Origin of the sequence: Rhodonellum sp., assembly GCF_030656585.1 — a bacterium.
In the GTDB taxonomy this organism is placed as follows: Bacteria; Bacteroidota; Bacteroidia; order Cytophagales; family Cyclobacteriaceae; genus Rhodonellum; species Rhodonellum psychrophilum.
This window is the reverse complement of sequence record NZ_JAUSPP010000041.1, coordinates 31,828-51,241: the sequence shown is the minus strand read 5'-3', so window position 1 is coordinate 51,241 and position 19,414 is coordinate 31,828. Positions and strand designations below refer to the sequence as shown.

Annotated in this window: 14 protein-coding genes and 1 pseudogene; 11 read left to right on the top strand and 4 right to left on the bottom strand. The window is 44.1% G+C overall.

Annotated elements, in window-relative coordinates:
- Positions 1 to 107 (top strand): annotated as a pseudogene (locus Q7J63_RS10770) (DDE transposase); the annotation flags it as partial.
- A gap of 245 nt (positions 108 to 352) precedes the next feature.
- On the opposite strand, the gene Q7J63_RS10765 reads toward Q7J63_RS10770, so the two are convergent.
- From Q7J63_RS10765 to Q7J63_RS10755, 3 genes are all read right to left on the bottom strand, one after another.
- Positions 353 to 1,225 carry a hypothetical protein gene (locus tag Q7J63_RS10765; RefSeq protein WP_304886040.1) on the bottom strand — a complete coding sequence of 291 codons (873 nt, stop codon included), beginning with the start codon at positions 1,223 to 1,225 and terminating at the stop codon, positions 353 to 355.
- Between the two features lie 637 nt (positions 1,226 to 1,862).
- Complete coding sequence (locus Q7J63_RS10760; RefSeq protein WP_304886038.1) at positions 1,863 to 4,301, bottom strand: TonB-dependent receptor family protein; 2,439 nt, start codon at positions 4,299 to 4,301, stop codon at positions 1,863 to 1,865.
- A 435-nt stretch (positions 4,302 to 4,736) separates the two neighbouring features.
- Positions 4,737 to 5,429 (bottom strand): hypothetical protein, encoded by a 693-nt coding sequence (locus tag Q7J63_RS10755; protein ID WP_019598131.1) that lies wholly within the window; start codon positions 5,427 to 5,429, stop codon positions 4,737 to 4,739.
- 394 nt (positions 5,430 to 5,823) lie between these two features.
- Between Q7J63_RS10755 and arfB the strand changes: the two genes are divergently transcribed.
- The gene (gene arfB, locus Q7J63_RS10750; RefSeq protein ID WP_304886036.1) at positions 5,824 to 6,240 is read left to right on the top strand and encodes an alternative ribosome rescue aminoacyl-tRNA hydrolase ArfB; all 417 of its coding nucleotides are present in this window, start codon (positions 5,824 to 5,826) and stop codon (positions 6,238 to 6,240) included.
- 251 nt (positions 6,241 to 6,491) lie between these two features.
- The gene (locus Q7J63_RS10745; RefSeq protein WP_019598135.1) at positions 6,492 to 7,253 is read left to right on the top strand and encodes an EcsC family protein; all 762 of its coding nucleotides are present in this window, start codon (positions 6,492 to 6,494) and stop codon (positions 7,251 to 7,253) included.
- A 260-nt stretch (positions 7,254 to 7,513) separates the two neighbouring features.
- Here the strand turns inward: Q7J63_RS10745 and Q7J63_RS10740 are convergent, their stop codons facing one another.
- Complete coding sequence (locus Q7J63_RS10740; protein ID WP_304886032.1) at positions 7,514 to 7,939, bottom strand: VOC family protein; 426 nt, start codon at positions 7,937 to 7,939, stop codon at positions 7,514 to 7,516.
- Positions 7,940 to 8,622: 683 nt separating this feature from the next.
- Here Q7J63_RS10740 and Q7J63_RS10735 point away from each other — a divergent pair.
- From Q7J63_RS10735 to Q7J63_RS10700, 8 genes are read left to right on the top strand one after another with little or no spacing between them, the layout of a single operon-like run.
- Complete coding sequence (locus tag Q7J63_RS10735) at positions 8,623 to 10,266, top strand: TldD/PmbA family protein (RefSeq protein WP_304886029.1); 1,644 nt, start codon at positions 8,623 to 8,625, stop codon at positions 10,264 to 10,266.
- A gap of 17 nt (positions 10,267 to 10,283) precedes the next feature.
- The gene (locus Q7J63_RS10730) at positions 10,284 to 11,600 is read left to right on the top strand and encodes a TldD/PmbA family protein (protein WP_304886027.1); all 1,317 of its coding nucleotides are present in this window, start codon (positions 10,284 to 10,286) and stop codon (positions 11,598 to 11,600) included.
- A gap of 55 nt (positions 11,601 to 11,655) precedes the next feature.
- Positions 11,656 to 12,270 (top strand): DUF4159 domain-containing protein, encoded by a 615-nt coding sequence (locus tag Q7J63_RS10725; protein ID WP_019598141.1) that lies wholly within the window; start codon positions 11,656 to 11,658, stop codon positions 12,268 to 12,270.
- A gap of 6 nt (positions 12,271 to 12,276) precedes the next feature.
- Positions 12,277 to 13,251 (top strand): MoxR family ATPase, encoded by a 975-nt coding sequence (locus tag Q7J63_RS10720; RefSeq protein ID WP_304886023.1) that lies wholly within the window; start codon positions 12,277 to 12,279, stop codon positions 13,249 to 13,251.
- Positions 13,252 to 13,260: 9 nt separating this feature from the next.
- Positions 13,261 to 14,130 (top strand): DUF58 domain-containing protein, encoded by an 870-nt coding sequence (locus tag Q7J63_RS10715; protein ID WP_304886021.1) that lies wholly within the window; start codon positions 13,261 to 13,263, stop codon positions 14,128 to 14,130.
- Positions 14,130 to 15,308 (top strand): BatA domain-containing protein, encoded by a 1,179-nt coding sequence (locus Q7J63_RS10710; protein WP_304886019.1) that lies wholly within the window; start codon positions 14,130 to 14,132, stop codon positions 15,306 to 15,308. The genes Q7J63_RS10715 and Q7J63_RS10710 overlap by 1 nt, the downstream gene beginning before the upstream one ends.
- Entirely contained in the window at positions 15,305 to 17,554 is a 2,250-nt protein-coding gene (locus tag Q7J63_RS10705; protein ID WP_304886017.1) for a hypothetical protein, read from the top strand. The genes Q7J63_RS10710 and Q7J63_RS10705 overlap by 4 nt, the downstream gene beginning before the upstream one ends.
- Positions 17,551 to 19,167, top strand: coding sequence for a hypothetical protein (locus tag Q7J63_RS10700; RefSeq protein ID WP_304886015.1), 1,617 nt, complete (start codon positions 17,551 to 17,553; stop codon positions 19,165 to 19,167). Before Q7J63_RS10705 ends, Q7J63_RS10700 begins: the two co-directional genes overlap by 4 nt.
- Positions 19,168 to 19,414 lie beyond the last annotated feature (247 nt).

Sequence of the window (19,414 nt, the reverse complement as noted above, 5' to 3'; positions counted from 1 at the left end):
CATCAGCTGAATCATTCAATGCAAAAATAAAAGCCTTCAGGGCTCAGTTCAGAGGTGTGTCCAATATCGAATTCTTCCTCTTCAGGCTATCCAATATCTATGGATAAAAATTTTAGGCTCCCCAGATATTAGGACTGATCCCAAACAACTCTTGAAACACCATATCGAAGAGCATCGCATCAAAAGGGAAAATGAAGGGGTTTAGCAGCTAAAATTGATTTTTGAACGGGAATAGGTGTGAAAAAATGAGTTTTGCCCAAACCTCGGTTTCATTTCAATAACAGAACAACTCCAGAATTTTTTCAGGGAGCCTGTTGTCAAAGGAAGTAAAGAGCCGATTGGTGGTCTTATTCTACAGGTTATTTTTGATGGCTTCGCAAGTCAATTTAATTTCAAAGCCACCATCATTCCCGTCAATTGCGTTGCAAACCTCTCCACCAGTACATTCCATTCCCATGTCTTGTGCGACTCGTAAGCTGTTTTTTCCATTTTCTGTTCTCATAAATGATTCGAAATCAGGCTGATCTAAAACACCGTTTTTAATGGAATGATCCCTTTTCCATTTTTTTCCGGAATCCGATACCACATTCATTCGCTTCAAGGTTTTCAATCCGATATTTTCTGCCACTGTTGCATTTCCCAAAATCTCTTTCTGCTTTTGGATGGCTTCATTGGCAAAGAATTTTGCCATATATGGATTTCTGAAATTGTCATGCATCTCCCAATTTCCATTTTTGAAGATGTTGTGGAAATAGAGTTGGTGTACTTGAGGGATGAATATGTCAGTCGCGAACTCCTCAAATGTCGTGACAGAAAAGTCTTTTTTATGAACTCTTGAATGCTGTTCAAATTCATCCAATCTGTAGGGGTCTTTTCTGACAAGGCGGTCGGCCGCTTCATTGGAATAACTTAAGTCGGTTGCAGCCTTCTTCACTTCTTTTTCCCGGTCTTCCCAAGGTGCTCCGGATGGAGAATTTCCAAAGTTGATTTCTTTTCCACCAGATTTCTTCGCCAGGTCATCGACGATTTTAGTCTTGGAGCCATTGTCCGCTGGGCCAATTACGCTCTCTACTTCTTCATTGGTTACCCGCTGTATTGTCCCTTGACTTGGGCTTAAGGACTGGACTTGGTTGATTGATTCCGTTTTGGTAGGGCTTGCCGAACTTCGGTGTTTTTCTTTTTTCTGGATAAATCCTTGCTGTTTAAGGGCATAATTGTTTGCCATTGCTTGTAATTGAGTGCTTTGGCTGGCATGAGGACTACTATTGGCAGCTTTCGTCAAATTCTCCTGAAGACTTGTTTCAAGACGTTTATCCAAAAAATACAATGGAGATGCTTGATTACCATTTTTGATTGACCTTTGATTGGGGCCTGATCTGCCTTTATTTCCGAGTATTTTACCAGCGTGTTGCTTCATGGGGATTCCAAAACTTAAACCTGAATGGTGGAGCAATCCAAAACATCGAAATTTTCGAGATTTGGAGATAGGTGAAAATAGTTTTTAATCAATTGATATGCAAGGGATAGCCTTAATTTGATCCGCGAATTACGATTTTAAAATTCAATTTTACTGAAACAGCGCGATTGAAACCGGGAACCACAGACTCTCATCGATCAAAAAATATTCTTGATTGCCTTGTTCACCATTTACCCCTTTCTATGCTATGGGCTTTCAAGTGGGTTTGAAACTGCCAGAAAATCAGAGTGTTTAAAGCACAAATCGGAGTACCATTCTCAAGTCAAAAACAGTAAAAGAACTCTCTGATTATTTAGAAACTTCAGGCTGGAAGGGTAATGCATATCAGGAATTTAAAGTTGGATTAGTTCCAATATTTGCCGATCCTTTGCCTAAAATCCATTTGTCAATTCCCCAAAATATCGGATTTCTTGGCTGTCTTGGTTTGCTTGATGCGGTAGTTCAGCGTGAGGTTGATTTGTCTTCGGACATTTTGGAAATCTCCGATGGTGATGAAATCTTCCCCTTCAATTGTGTAGCGGTTTCTCCGGGTGTTGAAGACATCCATCACGTTCAAGATCATGGTTCCACGACCCTTGAAGACATCTTTGCTGGCAGAAATATCAAAGAAATAAATGGATTTTCGGGTGCCTTGGGCGGTTTTCTGCTTGGCTTCATAATTGGACCTAAGCTGAAGATCGAGCCCATTCGAGAGATTGAAACGGGAGCTCTGTCTGGCAAACCAAGAATATGTGGTCGCTTGGTAGGAATCCAATATATTGCTGCCGTCGATGTCCGCATAGAAGAGATTGAAATTCACATCCAATTTCCACCAGTCAAAAGGGGAGTAGTCGCTCGAAAATTCCACCCCGAAGGATTTTTCCGACAAGAGATTTTCTGTGACCGTCACCGAATTGCCTCTTTCGTCCACGGTCCTGATGCGGTCGATTTTATCAAGTGTACTTCTGTAATACACCGTCGAAAACAGCGATCCCTTTTCGAAATATTTGATGTGGCCCAATTCATAGGCATTGGTAAATTCAGGTTCCAAGTCCGGATTGCCGCTGAAGAAATTTCTGGAATCCGAAAAGGTGACGTAGGGGCTCAAATCATTGTAAAACGGTCTTCTCACCCTGCGGCTGTAGCTCAATTGAAAAGCGTTTTCTGTCGATAGGTTATAGGTCAAATGGGCACTTGGGAAGAGGTTGAGGTAATTCCTGGGGTTGACCACATCGGTTTTGACCAAGGTGGTTTTTACGTCTGTCCATTCGGCTCTGACACCTCCCTGATAACTCAGTTTTTTCGTTTTGTTTCCCAAAATCCCATAAGCAGCATGGATATTTTCCTGGTATAGGAAAATATTATCCAAACCCGGAAGGGCAATGAATTCACCTGCCTCATTTTGTTCTTTGACGACAAAATCATTCTCCATATTCCTGAAGCTTGTCCTCAAACCTGTCTCGAATTTTCCCTCGCTTCCGATCGGCTTGGTATAGTCTACCTGTAGCAGATATTGTTTTTCGAACTCATCGTTCAGCGAGGTTTGGACTTCCGATTGAGAAGGTATTGGCGTTCCATCGGGTTTGAAGGTGAATTGGGTGAATACCTGGTCCGAATTTTCCCAGTAGTCCAAATGCGTGAAAGAAGCGATGAGCTCATGTCCTTTTTGGGCAAAGGACCTTTTGTAACTCAGGATGTATTCGGAATTGGGTTCTTTTTCATCCTCTACCTGTCTTCTTTGGGAATAGCTTTGCAATTCGCTTTTGGAGTTGTAATAGTCGTCATAGCGGATATCCGTAATCCTTCTTGCATCGCTTCTTCGGAGAAGATAAGAAGCTGTCAGAATACTGTTTTCATTGAAATAATAATCCAAACCGCCTCGAATATTGTTGTTCATACTTTTTACAGTTCCGCTGGTGTTTTGGTCTGAAATGAAAATAGTATCCCCCCCAAAGACTTCCTGGTAGAGGTTACCTACCCTTGGCACCCTGCGATGGGCGATTCCATAATTGATAAACCAGTTGATTTTTTTGTGCCGGTAGTTCAGGTTGGCAGCCAAACCCAAATTGGTAGGATTTCCGGCAATGACCTCAAAGGAACCGTTGAAACCCTGGTTGTTTTCTTTTTTCAGGACGATGTTGATTACCCCGGCCATGCCCTCGGCCTCATACCTTGCGGATGGATTGGTGACGACTTCCACCCGCTCCACCATGCTGGCAGGTAATTGTTGCAGGCCGCTGCTCCCCTTGAAACTGACCAAACCGGAGGGTTTTCCATCGATCAAAATCCGGACATTTCCGGAGCCTCTGAGCCGCACGTTTCCTTCGGGATCCACCGAAACCGAGGGCAAGTTCATCAAGATGTCGGAAGCCGTTCCACCGGCATTTGCAAGGTCTCTACCCACGTTGAAAATCCGTTTGTCCAGGGAAAGCTCCATCAGGGTTTTTTCTCCTTGGACTACAACTTCGTCTAGATCACCAATGGTTGGCTTGAGCCTGATTTCCTTAAGGTCAATGGATAGGTTGTCTTTGGAGACTTCAAAAGTTGCGGTTTTCAAAGCATCATAGCCCATAAACTCGATAAGCGCATAATAGCTACCAAATGGGATTTCCAGGAGAAAAACCCCTTCGTCATCGGTGATATTCCCTTCTGCCAAAACATCCTGATCAGAATAAATTCCCACGGTTGCGAAAGAAAGAGGAGTGGAGGAAACCGCATCCATTACCTTTCCCTGGATCTTTCCTTTGCGGGGGATTTGCTGACCTAATGAAGTGAAAGAAGTGCACAGTGAAAGCGCAAAGATTCCTAGGATTACTTTCTTTCTAATGGAGGGAATGAAATTCATGAAAGGATGAGGCTTAATGTTCTGGGTAAATGAGATAAAACCAATAGCAATGCAGTACGATGATCTTGGTTGTTTTAATATGTTCGGTGTAAAAACCTAAATGCAATATATTCTTTCCTGATGAGGGTTTGTGCAGATTTATGATGGAAGCGTGTTTTTTACATTTAAAAATAGGGCATTTTAAGATTGAGTTTAAAGAATCTCCATTCATGCAAAAAAAAGTATATCCTGTTGTTCCGGACAAAACAATCTATGGTTGTTTGATCGCCAAATTTGATCCTGAAAAAAATGAATAAACCCGCTATCCCTGTGAATTATCAAAAGAATAAAAACTCAAAACCAGGATAATTCTCTTTTGGGAGATTAAAAAATGGGAGGGGAAATAGTCAGGATTTGTAAATATTTACGGATTGGAACAACCCTAATTTATTCTATTTACCAGCCGATATATCTCTTGACAATGATTTGGACCTGCATCAAAATATCGGGATTCACCAATTTGTTTTTCATGTTGTTGCCATCAATTTCCGAGTTGGTCATGGTAATTGCCGTGAATTCCAGGGCATAATCCCAATCAAAATCCAAGTTGGAGCTAACGCCAAACCTAAAGGGGATATAGGCAGCCGTAGTTGATTTATCGGAAATCTCGATGACATTTCCGCTCATTGGTGTAAAATTAGTCACTTTCTGCTCGCGCACCACATGCATGACACCAACTCCCAAGCCTGCATAAAAACTAACCACATCTGGCACTCTGTTGCGCACTTCTGGGTTAAAATTATAGACGGGCATGACATCTGCAAAAAATCCGATGCCCTTAAAATCAAAGGCCTGCCCGTTGTTTCCCCACTCGATCACAGTTTGGTCAGAGATGTTTTCGTACCCTCCACTGTTCATCCATTGCGCACCAATAGTGCTTTTCAGGTCAAATCTGTGTGAGAGTTGTTTGTTGTAGGAAAATGCCATTGCTGGAAGCATCTTGAATTTGAAGGAGCTAAAGTCACCTGTGTTTTCACCATAAACCATTGATGGACCGACGCCTAATGAAACGTGATCTCTAGATTGTTGGGCATGGAGGGCTTCCGAAAAACCAAATAGGAGAAAGGTAAGGGCTAGAATTTTATACATATCGAGTGGTGAATGGAATGGATTGAAAAATCAATTTGTGAGCGGAATTGATGTCAAGACTCAAAATTTGGTCAATAATTAGGCCAGTTCATGTTTTTGATACATGGAATTGGGCACTTCTTTGGATTGTCCAATTGGGGAAAGATAAATGAAACTACGCGTGAATACAATTCAATCATTGCGAATGAATGGGATATTCGATTTAAAAATATAGGATACATCCTGATCCACAAAGGAATATTCAAAAATGCCGGGAGTTATTTACACACCTCACAATATTTTTACAAGGGGCCAATCCCTGGATTTCCCAAAAAACCTGCACTATTGTCCAATCGGTAGGGCATAAGTTCCAAATTTTTCCCAACAAAAAGCCCCGTTTTGAGTATATTGAGGCATGCACATCTTAAAAAAAATAGCAGAGCGGGTATTTGATCCCGAATTGGAATTCAAGGCCACCCGCAGCAGTGGCCCGGGTGGGCAAAACGTCAATAAAGTGAATACAAAGGTCAGCCTTCGTTTTGACATCCATAACTCCGAATTTTTGGTGGATAGGGAAAGGCAAGTCCTGCTGACAAAATACGCATCCAAAGTGACCATGGAAGGTGTCTTGATCATCGATGCCCAGGAAACAAGATCCCAACTCCAAAACAAGGAGCTTGCCATCCAAAAATTCTATGAGTTGCTTTCGAAAGCATTCAAACCCAAAAAAATCCGCTTGAAAACCAAGCCGGGTAAGGGGGCAGTCCAAAAACGGCTGAATGAGAAAAAAGCGCATGGGGAAAAGAAAGCCAACAGAAGGCGATTGGAATAATGGAGGGCATGATTTTTTGACCTGGAATAAGGTATTCAAAAAATCAGAACCAAAACCCACGACAAGGATTCCCGTTCGACACTCTGTGGATTCCAGGTTTTGTCCGAGATGAAACATGAAAAACGAATTTGTTCTTGATGTCAAATCTTCCCAAATGAAATTTCAAACAGGCATCTGTCAAAACCCAAAGGAGGAATTTTCCGGGTTTTAAACGTCAATTATATCCATTTCAACCTTTCCCGACAGCTATCATGGTCACGAAGATCGAAAAAAAACAACTTTGGTACGAGGAGATCGCCTTGAGGGAGTTGAACGAATGGCTGTATAAAAACAAAAAGAAGGCCTCACTTCTGAATCGGGCAGCCAAGGGAATCCAAAACAAGATCAATAACCTCATTCCCGAAAAAGTACATCAGGCCATTACCTATGCCATCGAAAAAATGGTGAAAGGCGTATTGGTTGGCAATAAGTTCATCACCTCGACACCACAAGCCGAAATGGAACTTTGGGCCGCGGAAATCAAAGTGAAGAAAATGATATCCATCTATACGAAGACGGCTTCTGCCGAAGGCGCCATCACCGGAGCCGGTGGCATCTTGATGGGTTTTGCGGATTTGCCAGCTTTCTTGGCCATCAAGATGAAGATGCTCTTCGAAATGGCATCTGCTTATGGCTACAATGTCAAGGATCTTAAGGAAAGGTTTTTTATCCTCTATATCTTCAAAGTCACCTTTTCCAGCCAAGACACCAGAATTGAGGCCGTCGGTATTTTGGAAAAATGGGAAGCATTCAGCAAAACCCTCCCCGAAAACATGGACGATTTTGACTGGAGGACTTTCCAGCTGGAATACCGCGATTATATGGATCTGGCCAAGTTGGCACAGTTAATTCCCATCATCGGTGCTGGAGTGGGAGCGATCGCCAATTACAAAATGACCAAAATGCTGGGTGAGAATGCCATGAACGCTTATCGGTTGCGGTATTTTGACCGAACGATGGGGGCAAAGGAGTAAGTTATTCCCTTGTAAAAAAACTTCTTCAAAAACACACTCAAAATAAGGAAGGGTTCCGAGATTTTTGGTCTGGAACCATTCCCTTTTGATGACAATTTTTGGAGTACAGCTTCAATTTTTTTATCTAAAACTCAAAGCAATTTTATTTGACCTGTGCTATGCATTAACATTTTTACTCGGGTCAGAATTTACTTAAACATCAGTCAATTGGGAAGCGGAATGCTTGTTTCGGGTTCAATAATTTCGAAACATTGAAAGCATTATTCGGCACTGATCATCCAGTTGATGCCAAATTTGTCAGTGAACATGCCAAAGTAAGCATCCCAGAAAGTGTCGCCCATGGGCATGGTTATTTGCCCCTCAACGGATAGGCCGTGGAACAGACGGTCCGCTTCGGATTTGTCATTCGTCTTGAGTGATATCGAAAAATTATTTCCTTGAATGAATTTTGGGGCCCATTCCCCACCGGTATCACTTCCCATCAAGAAAGTTTCTTTGCTGATGGGCAATGAAACATGCATGATTTGATTGGCCATTTCTTCTGATAATGGAGGCATTCCTTCTTGTGGAGGCATTTCGCTGAATCGGGTGAGGTCTTCTAATTCCCCGCCCAACACGGATTGGTAAAAATTGAATGCCTCTTCACAGTTGCCCAGAAAGTTGAGATAGATGTTGGCTGTTAGCATGGTTTTGTCGGTTTAGATAAGTTGAAAATAGCGAGACAGGGATTTCCCTATTCAAAATTGTGCTGCTTAAATTTAATTCTTTTTGATGGGAATTACATCCATTTCAAAAAGCCATTCAATATTTTCCGGAAACAATATTGCATTGATAAAATCCGATGTTACCTTCTTTGAATAAAGCCGAATGGATTAAAATCCAATTAATCATTATTTCAATCCGTGTTGAGAATTAAGGGAAAAACAAAAATCGGAGAGGATCAATGCCTTCCCATTCTTGAGGCTGGAAAATTCTTCTTTAGGTTTAGCTGAACAATTTTTGCAACCTTAGAAAAGAGCAACCCGAAGAAGGAAGACTATGATTATCATTTTGGCAAAGACAAGAAATCTTAATTTTCAGCTATTGATTCCCTCATCTTTCAAGATACAGTACAGCGAAGGATACATCCAGGGACTTGAGTTTGGGCTTTCGTCGGCAGGCCTTGTTGATGCCGGTAAGCCATGAGTATCCTTATTCCATTCAAAAGCCCACTTTACCATATAAAAGTAGATTCTTTCAACCAGTAAAATTAAAAACAGATGGAAGACATCTTCTTTGCTTTAGACGGATGGATAATATAATTTTAAGCGTCAACTAGTAAAAATTACAGCAATTTATTTGAACAAGGTTACTTTAAAAAGGAGGTCAATTGAAAAGAAGAGATTTTATCCAGCTATCCAGTTTGGGCTTTGGAGCCATGATGACTCCGGGTTTGATGATGATGGGAAACACGGTTTCGGCAGAGCAACTGCTTCAACCAGGGTTGGCCAATGCCGCCAAAAAAGTATTGGCGGATATCGCCTTGAATGCCGCGAAGTCGAAAGGGGCAACCTATACAGACGTTCGGATCGGCAGGTATTTGCAGCAGTTCTTGTTTACAAGGGAAAAAAATGTGCAGAATATCAGCAATGCTGAGTCCTTTGGCGTGGGTATTCGCGTCATTGCAGACGGAACTTGGGGCTTTTCGGCCACATCCGATGTTACGCCTGACGGGATCAAAGCCTGTGCTGAAACTGCCGTTGCGATTGCCAAGGCCAATGCAAAACTTCAGATTGAGCCGGTAATCCTCGCACCTGTGAAGGGATTTGGGGAAGTTTCCTGGGCCACGCCCATCACCAAAAATGCATTCGAAATTCCTGTAAAGGACAAAATAGATTTGTTGCTTAAAGTCAACAATTCAGCCATGGACAACGGAGCGGCTTTCGTCACTTCCAATTTGTTTATGGTCAATGAACAAAAATATTTCGCTTCTACCGACGGTTCCTACATCGATCAGGATATCCACAGGATCTGGCCAACCTTCACGGTGACAGCCATTGACAAAGCCGAGGGAAAATTCAGAACCCGCCAATCCTTAAGTGCTCCCATGGGAATGGGCTACGAGTACCTGGACGGATTGGCTTCCGAAAAAATGGCAGGGCCAGCAGGATTGATCAGTTACAGGAATTCCTATGACATGGTGGAAGATGCCATCGCCGCATCCAAGCATGCCAACGAAAAACTGACTGCCAAATCTGTTGCTCCCGGAAAATATGATCTCGTCTTGGATCCAGACCATTTGGGCCTGACCATCCACGAATCGGTGGGACATCCGTTGGAACTCGATCGGGTACTTGGCTACGAAGCCAACTACGCGGGAACCAGCTTTGCCACATTGGACAAATGGAAAACCAAGGATTTCAAATACGGATCCGATTTGGTCAATATTGTCGCGGACAAAGTGCAGCCCTTCTCTTTGGGTCTGACAGGTTACGATGACGAAGGCGTAAAATGCAAGGAATGGGATTTGATCAAAAATGGCGTCTTGGTGAATTACCAAGCGATCAGGGATCAGGCCAAGATCATTGACGAAAGCGAATCGCACGGTTGCTGCTATGCAGACAATTGGAATTCCGTACAATTCCAACGCATGCCAAACGTATCGCTCAAGCCTGGAAAAGACAAGTTGAGCGTTCAGGACATGATCAAAGGTGTGGAAAAGGGGATTTATATCGTGGGAAGAGGTTCGTATTCCATCGATCAACAGCGGTACAATTTCCAGTTTGGAGGCCAGTTGTTTTATGAAATCAAAAATGGTGAAATCGTAGGCATGTTGGAAGATGTCGCCTACCAGTCCAATACCCAGGAATTTTGGAACTCTTGCGCACAGATTTGTGACCAGGATGATTACAGACTCTTTGGAACCTTCTTCGACGGAAAAGGCCAACCTTCACAGGTTTCGGCGGTTTCCCATGGAAGTTCCACCACCAGATTCAACGGTGTCAATGTGATCAATACGGGAAGAAGGATTTAACCATTAAATGTAAAATCATGGCTATTTTAACGCAAGAACAAGCGAAGCAAATCATAGATAAAGTACTTTCGTATGCCAAGGCAGACGAAACAGAAGTCAATATCTCCGGCGGAAAAACCGGAAACATCCGTTATGCCCGAAATACGGTAAACACCAGCGGCGAATCCAATGAAATCAACTTGAACATCACTTCTGTTTATGGGAAGAAATCAGGTTCCGCCACCATCAACGAACTGGACGATGAATCTCTGAAAAGAGCCGTCTCCAGGTCTGAGGAAATTGCCCAGCTGGCTCCGGAAAATCCCGAGTACATGCCCATGTTGGGTCCCCAGAAATATGCGGAATCCAGAACATTTGCAGAAGCAACGGATAAAATCAATCCAGAATACAGGGCAAAAGCGGCTATAGACAGCATCCAACCAAGCAAAGAGAAAGACCTCACTGCAGCAGGTTACCTTGAGGATTACTCGGGTTTCAGCGCCATGGGTAACAGCAAGGGGATGTTTGGGTACAACAAAAGGACTTCAGTGGACTTTTCCGTGACCGTAAGAACTGCCGATGGAACCGGTTCTGGCTATGCCATCCGGGATTTCAACGATGCCGCGCTTTTGGATACCAAAAACGTAACCAACATCGCCATGCAAAAAGCCATGGCTTCCACCAGTGCGCAAGCCATTGAACCGGGTAAATACACGGTGATCCTTGAACCAACAGCTGCCAGTGATCTGCTGCGGTTGATCAGTAGGAGCATGGATGCCAGGAGTGCGGACGAAGGAAGGAGTTTTCTGAGCAAAAAAGGCGGGGGAACCCGTTTGGGCGAAAAACTCTTTGACGAGCGCGTCAACATCTACTCAGATCCGACCCATCCAGACATCCCATCCTCGCCTTGGACCAATGAAGGGCTACCAAGGGAAAAAACGAAGTGGGTTGAAAACGGTGTGGTCAAAAACATGTACTATTCCCGCTATTGGGCGGAATTGAAAGGCGTGGAGCCTATCGCTTCCCCATCAGGCATCATCATCGAAGGTGGCGATCAATCGCTTGCCGACATGATCAAGAGCACGGAAAGAGGTGTTTTGGTGACGAGATTTTGGTACATCAGGGCTGTGGATCCACAAACCTTGCTCTACACGGGATTGACCAGGGACGGTACTTTTTATATCGAAAACGGACAAATCAAATTCCCGGTCAAAAACTTCAGGTTCAACGAAAGCCCAATCATCATGCTCAACAACATCGAGGCATTGGGCAAAGCGGAGCGTGTCAGCGGAAGCATGATTCCTGCAATGAAAATCAGGGATTTTACGTTTACCAGTTTGTCCGACGCCGTATAAGCTTAGGAACAATAACCCCGACCGCAAATCTGGTCGGGGTTAATTTAATTTCTCCATGCAGAAATTCATTTTCACCAGAATCAAATACAATTCAGGCAACTGGGACACCGACCAGCGAATGCCTGTGAACCTGCTCAATTCCCTGGTGGAATACACGACCATTCCCATTGATGAAAAGGAAAAAATCGTAGACCTGAGCAGCAATGAAATCTTTAAAAGTCCATTTTGCTACCTCAGTGGACATAAGCTGGTGGAGTTTTCCGAACAGGAAAGAAGAAATTTCAAAACCTATGTCCAAAATGGCGGTTTTGTCTTTGCCGACGACTGCAACCATGACATCGATGGATTGTTTGCCAAATCCTTTGAAGCGGAAATGGCCAAAACCTTCGGAAGTGAAGCACTTCAGAAAATCCCAAATGACCATCCCATTTACAATTGCTTTTTTAAGTTTGAAGAGGGTCCTCCGACCACTTCGTTTGAGTTGAATGGCTGGGGCGATGACCTTGTCCATGATTATCTCAAAGCCATCGTGGTGAAAGGAAGGATAGCGGTGCTTTACAGCAACAAGGACTATGGCTGTGAATGGGATTATGACTTCAGGAACAAACGTTTTCTCAAAGAGGACAACACCAAGTTCGGAGTCAACATTATTGTATATGCATTAACTTGATAGCAATTGGAAAATAACGATTTGACCAAGTTCAAGGAACTGGTCGGTAAATTACCCTTTTTGAAAAAGGAGATAGCAAAGGTGATCGTCGGACAGGAAGGGGTGGTGGAAGAAATTCTCATTGCACTTTTGGCCGGAGGGCATTGCTTACTTGAAGGCGTACCTGGATTGGCCAAGACATTGATGGTGAAAACCATTTCAGAAGTCATGGAATTGCAGTTCAAAAGGATTCAGTTCACGCCAGATTTGATGCCGGGGGATATCTTGGGGACCGAAATCCTGGAAGAAGATCACGAGACCGGAAAGAAATTCTTCCAGTTCAACCAAGGGCCGATCTTCGCCAACATGGTCCTGGCGGATGAAATCAACAGGACTCCGCCCAAAACCCAGGCGGCACTTCTGGAAGCGATGCAGGAAAAACGGGTTACCTACGCGGGGCAAAACCATGCCTTGCCTGATCCATTCCTGATCATCGCCACCCAAAACCCAATCGAACAGGCAGGAACCTACCCACTTCCCGAGGCACAGTTGGACAGATTCATGCTGTACATCCAATTGGGTTATCCTTCCGAAAAAGAGGAATTGGAAGTCTTGGAAAAAACCACGGGGACGTATCGACCCGACCATAAGAAAGTGTTGTCAGGACAGGAGATCAAACAGCTTCAGGATTTGACCCGTCAGGTACATATTGATTCGGAATTGCTCGTGTATATCAACAAACTGATCCGATCCTCAAGGCCCGCCACGACGACGGTTCAGGCCGTAAAGGACTATGTGGAATGGGGAGCGGGAACACGCGCTGGTCAGGCTTTGATCCTTTGCTCGAAGGCAAGGGCATTGATCCATGGCAGGTTTGCGGTCATTCCGGAGGATATCAAGACCTTGGCATTCCCGGTTTTGAGACATCGCCTTTCTCTGCATTTCAGGGCAGAGGCTGAAAATATTCAGCCAGACACGATCATTTCCCAACTTCTAAAATAACATGAACTGATGCAGGCCAATCCTTTGGAAATCATCAAATTGAACAACCTTAAATTGGCTGCCAAAATCATCAGCAGGCAGTTGAAAAACGGTGTTCATTTGGGTAAAAGAATTGGTGCGGGAAGTGAGTTCGAACAATATCGACATTACGAACCCGGTGACGATACCAAAAGGATCGACTGGAAATTGTTTGCCAGATCGGACAAATATATGGTCAAGGAATCCCCCGTGGAAAGCAACCTTCACATTCGCTTTATCCTTGATCTTTCCGGTTCGATGAACTATGAGGAGAAGGGGATACGGAGATTGGATTTTGCCAAAAATCTGCTGGCTTCACTTGCCTATTTGGCCCATCAGCAAGGAGATCCCATGACATTCTTCACCTTGCAAAACGGTGCTGTTCTCCAAAAAGTAGCGCCTTCACCCAAGAGCTTTCAGAAAATCCTCTATCATCTGGATGCCGATAAGGCCTCTGGAAGTTGGCCGATACAGAAACAGGACTTTCCCGTTTTGAAAAGTAACCAAAGAGAATTGATCATCATGGTTTCTGATTTTTTGCAGAAGGAGAATGAATGGGTGGATATCGTTGCCTCCATGCGGCATCCCAAAAAGGAGATTGTCCTCTTTCAGGTGTTGGGAGAACAGGAAATGCATTTTGACCTGAAGGGGAATTACATGTTCAAAGATCTGGAAACGGATCATATCATCAAAATGGATGGGAAATCCGTCCAGAAAACGTACAATGCAGCCATCGAAAAATATTTGCAGGAACTTGATCAAGCTTTTCATGTGCCACAAGTTCATCTTTTGAGAACGACTTTCCACGAAAGTATCGCGGAAGTAATCAGCAAGTATTTACTGAAAAACCAATTGCACTGATGGAATTGCTCCAACCTGTTTTTCTTTGGGGATTGCTCGGCCTGGGCATTCCTATCCTGATCCATCTTTGGAATGGAAGACAGGGGAAACCCATTTTGTGGGCGGCCACACATTGGCTTTCCGAAAAGGAGAACCAACCTGTAAAGGGACTCAGGATAGACCAATGGCTCGTCTTGCTCTTGAGGCTGTTTTTGTTTCTGCTGCTCGTTTTGTTGTTTGCCCATCTTTTTGTTCCCGCATTCGAAAAAGAAGAAACATCAAAAGTTGTCCACTTGGTACAACCCCATCAGGAACTGACAGCTGCATTTAGGTTTGAGCTTCAGCAGGCGTTGGATAAAGGGGAGGAGATCCATTGGTTCGATCCTGAACTGACGCCTCTGCTTTCACTTGAACCGTCTGCTGATTTTCTGGACCAAGACAATTCCGATTTGCAGAAAGCGCTTGATGCATTGGTGGTGGAGGGAAATGAATTGAGGGTTTATCTGAACAAATCGACAAGTTTTCTGAAAGATGGATTCTTCATCAGTCCGGTAAAACCCATCCTTTTTCTGGAGGGTTTTGAGGGAAGGAATTTATCTAAACAATATATTCAAATAGAGGCAAACAAAATATTGACAATCAATGATAAAGGGTTATTGATTTCTCAGTCAGAATTCCCTCAAAACAGCAAAAAATCCAGCTTGGGGCCAAAGAGTTTCCCAACCTATTTTTCGGATTATACCGATACAGAAGAGCAATTTATTGTCGCCGCTTTGCTGGCCATCACAGAAATTTATGGAATCGAATTTCCTTTGGAAAACACATTGGCCGATGCTACTTTGGTTTTTGAAAAAGGCCTGCCGAAAGAGATTACTCCGGATAAAATTTATCTTTCCTTGGATCCCAATTCATTTTCTATCGATCCAAGTGTAATTGTTTTACCGGTTGGATTTGGGACCGGAAACCCAAATGACTTGGCAAAAGGCAGCTTGCCGGAAGCCATTTGGGAAGGCTTGTTGGAAAAGATCGGATTTGAGAAAATGGATGTTCCGCTGAGTGCATCCCAAATCGCCGCCAGGTTTCTGGTTCAGGAAAGCCCAAGCCAAAACAAAAAAGCAAATGTTGCTGCGGTGTTGATGGTTTTGTTTTTATTGATTTTAATGACCGAAAGATACCTTTCACAGACAAAAGGGATATGAGCAGATTGGAAAAACATATCGCATCGCTTGGGCTCCAACTCCATACCAATGGCTTCTTGAAAGCCCTATGTATCGGTTTGGGAATGGGACTGTTGCTTTCAGTCTTCGGACTTCCGGTTTGGTTGCTTGTCGCATTGGGCGGAACAGGCCTTATTGGGGGCATCGTATTTTTTGGTGTTTTTAAGGACAAGAAAAAAGAAGCCATTGAGATCCTGCATCAGGAATTCCCCATGCTGGAATTCAGCCTTGAGCTCGCCGATGTGAAGCAGAAAAATATGGTGGAAATGCTGCAATGGGACCGGATCAATGAAAGCTTCGGCCAAAGGCAGAATCCCTGGGTTTTTCAGCGAAAGCTTTGGCCTTTTGTGCTTTTTCTCCTGACGGGTTTGATCGCGAATCAACTGGGGACTTTGGATTGGCGTTCATTGTCCCAAAATCCTGTGGAAATGGGATTTGAAGAGAACACGATTCTGCTTGATTCTGAATCAAAACCTTTGCAGATGAACGCGTTTGAGGTGGTCATTTCACCACCGTCCTATACGGGCCAAGCTACCCGAAGGCAAACGGATTTGAACATCAAGGCCTTGAAAGGGGCTGTGGTGGAATGGAAAGTGACTTTTGAGGGAGACGATGCCTTGAAGGTTGCCCTTGTCAATGTGGAGGGAGCAGAACTGGAATTTGCGGAGAAAAGTGGGAGGTATTTCTTGAAGGACAAATTGACCGGCTCTGGAATTTATGCCATCAGGGCCTACCAAAATGAGGTCTTGGCATTCGAGAGTGCCTACCATTCCCTTGAGGCCGTGACGGACAAACCCCCCTTGATTTTCCCTGGGGAGAAGGAATTGTACCGCTACCATTTTCAAAACGATGCCAAACAATTTAACATTGCCGCTAAGGTTTCCGATGATTTCAAGGTGACAGAGGTCTATCTCGTGGCAACACTCGCCAGCGGATCCGGGGAGAATGTAAAATTCAGGGAAACCAAAATTCCGATAGGGAAAAGTGATTTTGCGAGTGCAGAATTAACCCAGAAGCTGGACCTGAATCTATTGGGACTGAAACCCGGTGATGAGCTCTATTATTATTGGGCGGCCTTGGACAATCAAAAACCGGAGCCGAATTTTTCACGATCAGACACCTATTTTATCCATTACGTCGATACCTCAGGACTGGAAGAATCCCAATTGCCGGGCATGGCGATCCACGTGCTGCCCGAATATTTCCGCAGCCAGCGGCAGATCATCATCGATACGGAGAAATTGCTGAAGGCGAAAAAAACGATTGCCGAAAAGGAATTCAACAGCACGTCCAATGAAATCGGATTTGAGCAAAAACTGCTTCGGATGCGCTATGGGCAGTATTTGGGGGAGGAATTCGAAAGCACTGCAGGCGGTGGAGGAATGCGTCAGGACAATGCCGAGAATATACTGCAGAGTTTTATGCACAACCATGACCATGAAGGGGAGGACACTGAGGTGTCAGAAGAAAAGACCAAGCGGTTTTTTGGCATCAATCCTACAGGAGAAAGACCGCAGGTGGACAATCAAATCCTACGGGATCTCAATATCGAGGAGGAACACCATCATCACCACGGCGATGAAGAAGGTGGCGACTTGGCCGCATTGCTCGAAGAGTATTTGCACAACCATGATTCCGAGGAAATGAATACGCTGTATGAGGCATCCACCCGTAGTCTGCTGAAAATGGCCTTGGAACAAATGTGGCAATCCGAGTTGCATTTGAGATTGTTTGAACCCGAAAAAGCACTTCCCTTTCAGTACAAGGCCTTGGATTATTTGAAAACTGTCCAGCAAAAATCCCGGGTCTATGTGAAGCGAACCGGCTTCGATCCGCCTCCCATCAAAGAGGAAGAAAAGCGGCTTAAAGGCGAAATGAAAGGATTGGACAAAGATATCCAACGGGAGTTGACTGTTGTTCAAAATGAGCTTTCCGCGCTATCGGGCTCCATTTTGAGTATGCTGCATCAGGAAGCGGCTTCCCCAAGGGACAAAGAAACCATCCAGTCCTTTGGAAGGCTGTGGACGGAAAGAATGCAATATTCAGGAATGGAAGATTGGTCGGTTTTGCTGCTTTTGCAGCAACTTAGTGCAGGCGAACTCGATGCAAAAGGCAGAAATGCGCTGCACAACAAACTTTACCCCTTGATCGCCAACAGCAAGCAATTGGATGCCTCCTCCATTGCGCATAAAGATTTACAGAAAGCCTTTTGGAAAAACCTTAAATGATTGATTTTACGCCTTATTTTCCTTTTTCCTGGACAATGTTGTTCGTTTCTGTCCTTGTGGTCCTTTGGGGTTTGCAGCTGTTTTGGTTCTGGAAATCCCATGCTTCTGGAAAGCGGAAAGCCATAAAATCACTGCTCAGCAGTTGGTTGACCCTAGTTTTGATTGCCTTCTTGTTACAACCCAACTGGCAAACTTCACAATCCTCGGCACCTGTTCTTATTTATTCCGATAAAATCCCAAAGGAAAAGCGCGATTTGCTGAAGGACAGTTTGAAGGTCGATAAGATCCTTGCGAAGCAAGACTACAATCAGGAGGGAAATCCTGTCTATCTTTTGGGTCAGGATTATGGAATGCCTTTTCTCCAATCCCTGAAAGGAAAAACCATCCATTGGATCCCAGACATTCCCAAGGGTCAATTGTCTTTCCTTGAGTGGAAAGGAATGATTCGACAGGGTGAAATCCAACAGGTTTCCGGGAGTTTTTTTCAAAGTGACGCTGCGAAGATCGAACTTCAATTGAATGGCGAAACGATAGATACACAAGAATTGGGACCTTCCCAAACTACTTTCCAGTGGGAATTCACGGGCAAGATCCCCGGCAAAAATGAGGTGGAATTGCTGCTTGGTGGAGAACGATTGGGGGCGATTCACTTTTTTGTCCAAGAGGCGACTCCCAAAAATATTGTCTTCCAATTTGGCTTTCCCAATCCGGAAATCCGGTTTTTGACACAGTATTTGGCCGAGAAAGGGGAGAAGGTCAGTTCCACCACGCAGGTTTCCCAAAGCTTGGACGTCGTCACCGCTACTGTTTCGAAAGACAGCACGCAGCTGGTGATTACCGAAGTTTCCCAGCTGAACAACAGGAAAATTAAAGTCGCTTTGGAACAGGGAGCCTCTCTGTTGATTATGAATCTTTCGGCTCCTTCCAGGGAAATCCCGATGATCAATAAACTTTTGAAGACAGATTTTGAATTAGAGTCAATAGGTACTGGCGAGCAAAGGGAAATTCAAAATGGTTTGTCTGCTTTTCCCGATCGCTTTGTCTCCAAAATGGGTCAAAATGACTTGTTGGAAGGTGCATTTGCTTTTCAACCTACCGGAAATTCCAAAATAGGCATCAGCTTGCTGGAAGGCACATTTCCGCTTCTGTTGCAGGGAGACAGCATTGGCTACAACAAGGTTTGGGATCAGATTTTGGGTACGATGGCGGTGGACGAAGAAACGAATTGGAACATCCCCCAACCTGCTTTCTCACATACGCTGAATAGGATTTCCCTAAATCAAAAAAATGGGCCAGATGAATTTGCTGTGCTCGGTCAGGATACCGTATTCCTCCAAGCATCCCTGATCAATCCCTTGAGCGCATCCGGTCTTTGGCAGCCTGCGGAAAGTGGATGGATTTCATTGAATGACTCCTTGGACACATACAGTTACGGGCTGGCAGAATGGGCAGGTCTGGAACCGATCAAAGCCATGTCGGCCTTTTTGAAAGCATCGAAATCCTCAACTCCCGCCGTTGCTACGGTGATGGAAGCCAGAAAAATCGGGGATTGGGTTTGGTTGGTTTTGATTATGGTTGCCTTTGGGTTGGTCTGGCTGGAACCGAGGGTTTGATTTGAACAAAACTCAGGATTTGGTTTTTGGGCTTTGTTTTGGGTAAAATTGGTGAACCCCTGTTATGCATTTCCATTTCTCTTTCAACCTGAAATTGTCTAGTAATCAGTAAGTTGTTTGCTATATGTGCCTTCACTATTTTGGTACTTAACCCTATTCTCCAAATAGTCTGATTTTCCTTTAGTTTCGATCTTATTTGGAAACGGAATGCATATTTTGGGTTAAAGTTCTCACCAAATTTGATTTG

Coding starts and splice junctions, on each gene's coding strand:
- Q7J63_RS10765 (WP_304886040.1), bottom strand. CDS start 1,225: ATGGCAAACAATTATGCCCTTAAACAGCAAGGATTTATCCAGAAAAAA.
- Q7J63_RS10760 (WP_304886038.1), bottom strand. CDS start 4,301: ATGAATTTCATTCCCTCCATTAGAAAGAAAGTAATCCTAGGAATCTTT.
- Q7J63_RS10755 (WP_019598131.1), bottom strand. CDS start 5,429: ATGTATAAAATTCTAGCCCTTACCTTTCTCCTATTTGGTTTTTCGGAA.
- arfB (WP_304886036.1), top strand. CDS start 5,824: ATGCACATCTTAAAAAAAATAGCAGAGCGGGTATTTGATCCCGAATTG.
- Q7J63_RS10745 (WP_019598135.1), top strand. CDS start 6,492: ATGGTCACGAAGATCGAAAAAAAACAACTTTGGTACGAGGAGATCGCC.
- Q7J63_RS10740 (WP_304886032.1), bottom strand. CDS start 7,939: ATGCTAACAGCCAACATCTATCTCAACTTTCTGGGCAACTGTGAAGAG.
- Q7J63_RS10730 (WP_304886027.1), top strand. CDS start 10,284: ATGGCTATTTTAACGCAAGAACAAGCGAAGCAAATCATAGATAAAGTA.
- Q7J63_RS10725 (WP_019598141.1), top strand. CDS start 11,656: ATGCAGAAATTCATTTTCACCAGAATCAAATACAATTCAGGCAACTGG.
- Q7J63_RS10715 (WP_304886021.1), top strand. CDS start 13,261: ATGCAGGCCAATCCTTTGGAAATCATCAAATTGAACAACCTTAAATTG.
- Q7J63_RS10710 (WP_304886019.1), top strand. CDS start 14,130: ATGGAATTGCTCCAACCTGTTTTTCTTTGGGGATTGCTCGGCCTGGGC.
- Q7J63_RS10705 (WP_304886017.1), top strand. CDS start 15,305: ATGAGCAGATTGGAAAAACATATCGCATCGCTTGGGCTCCAACTCCAT.
- Q7J63_RS10700 (WP_304886015.1), top strand. CDS start 17,551: ATGATTGATTTTACGCCTTATTTTCCTTTTTCCTGGACAATGTTGTTC.